Raw genomic sequence first — 2,026 nt, 5'->3', positions numbered from 1 at the left:
ATCGAACTCATGCAGGACATCGAAACCATCACACGCCAACTCGATGCCGCGAAACAACGGCTCGTGCTCGAATGCGGGACACGTAACCTGCCCGCGCGGGCGGGGGTGAAGAGCCCGGTCCGGTTTCTGCAAGAGACACTGCGCCTTTCGCACGGTGATGCCGCGGCGCGGGTGCGGAATACCGAACTGCTGTCGACGGTATCGGAGGGCACGTTCGAGCGGCCGCCGGTGTTGCCGTTGGTCGCCGCAGCGCAGCGGGCCGGAGAGATCTCCCTCGACCACATTCGGGCTATTCACGAGGTGATCAAACAGATCCCCGCCCGCGCGGACGCGGAAGCCAGGGATTTCGTCGAGCGGAACCTGACCGTGTACGCGCGCCAAGGAGATCCAGCCGGGATCACCACACTCGGTGTACGAGTCTTGCTGCACATCGATCCCGACGGGTCGTTGACAGAGCATCGGGATCAGCAGATGCGGCGGGGGTTCACGATCGGGCATCCGCGCGCGGACGGGATGGCTCCGGTATCAGGGTGGGTGACCCCGCAGTTCCAGGCGGTAGTCTCCCCGGTCCTGGAGAAGCTCGCCCGCCCGGGCATGTGCAACCCGGACGATCCCGAGAGCCCGTGGAGTGCTGCCGAACTCGCCATCGATACCGCCACCGACGACCAGGACAGCACCAAGGCCGGTGCGCGGGCGAAGCTGCAAGCCGCTGCCACACGCGATCACCGCACCGCCGCCCAACGCAACCACGACGCCATGATCGCGCTCCTGCGCCCCGACATGGGACCCACCCGGCTCGGGAACCACCGCGGACTGCCGGTCTCCACCGTGATCACCATGAGCCTGACCGACCTCGAACAACGCACCGGCAAAGCGACCACCGCCACCGGCGGCACCCTCTCGATCCGGGACGCAGTCGAACTGGCCGCCAACGCCACTCCGTACCTGGTCATCATCGACGCCGACGGCCGACCACTGCACTTCGCACGCGGAGAACGCCTCGCCACCCCGGAACAGCGCCTGGCGCTCACCGCCGTCGAACGCGGGTGCACCCGCCCCGGATGTGATGCGCCAGCCACCCGCTCGGCGGTCCACCACATCAAGGAATGGGCCGATGGCGGCGAAACCGACATCGAGAACCTGACTTTCGCGTGCGATGCCTGCCACGCTTTGGTCAACACCGGTCCGAATGGCTGGAAAACGATAGTGATGCCGCAGGATTCGGAGGATCCGGGCAAGACAGGGTGGATACCACCACCGCACATCGATCCCGCTCGTAGACCCCGGGTGAACTTCCGTCATCACCCGCGTGTGCCGAGTCCTTCAGGGATCCCGGGTATCCCGGCGCGGCGACGCTGCTAGAGCGCTGCCCTACAGCCGAACCCGCAAAGCCAAGAACAATGACAAACGACCATCGGTGTTCACTCCAGTGGCCGACGTAGCCCCAACCCGCACGCGCCGTGAACCTTCCGGCGGGGTTCGGGAGAACAAGCAAGAACAACGAGGCAGTGCTGGTTACTTCGCCTGCCGTACCCGACCTCGGCTCCCCAGCTGGGAGCCTGTTCGCCCTTCCAGCCTGGCTGGATGGCCGTGGGCACCTTCTCGAGACCTACAGACACAAGATCCGTCATCGCTGAATGCCGGTACTGCCTCAGAGGGTGATCGTGTTGTGCGGTAGCCGATTCGAGGGTTCCTTGTACCCCCGCCGGTGGTGGATCACGTTTATCGGCCCGGTAGGGCCGGTACCGCCGTCGAGGCTCCCAACCGGACCCCGCTGGGCCTCCGTTATCCAGGCTGCTCTGCCCCGGGAGGGCTGGAACCGCACTCGATCTCCCAACCGGTCCTGGCTGGTTCTCGTTATCCAGGCCGTTCTCCCCCGGGTGGCTGGAACCGCAGCCTGACCTGCCCAACTGCACCCCGCTGGTACTCGCTATCCAGGCCGTTCTCCCCCGGGTGGCTGGAACCGCAGCCTGACCTGCCCAACTGCACCCCGCTGGTACTCGCTATCCAGGCCGTTCTCCCCCGG

At 66.0% G+C, this 2,026-nt stretch carries 1 protein-coding gene; it reads left to right on the top strand.

All coding sequences use genetic code 11. The features are described from left to right. The coding region (locus ABZ319_RS40345) for a DUF222 domain-containing protein (protein WP_354991871.1) at window positions 1-1,362 on the top strand (1,362 nt) is incomplete at its 5' end. Window positions 1,363-2,026 lie beyond the last annotated feature (664 nt).

This window comes from Nocardia sp. NPDC005978 (genome assembly GCF_040614455.1).
Lineage (GTDB): Bacteria > Actinomycetota > Actinomycetes > Mycobacteriales > Mycobacteriaceae > Nocardia.
This window is presented reverse-complemented; position numbering and strand designations above follow the sequence as displayed.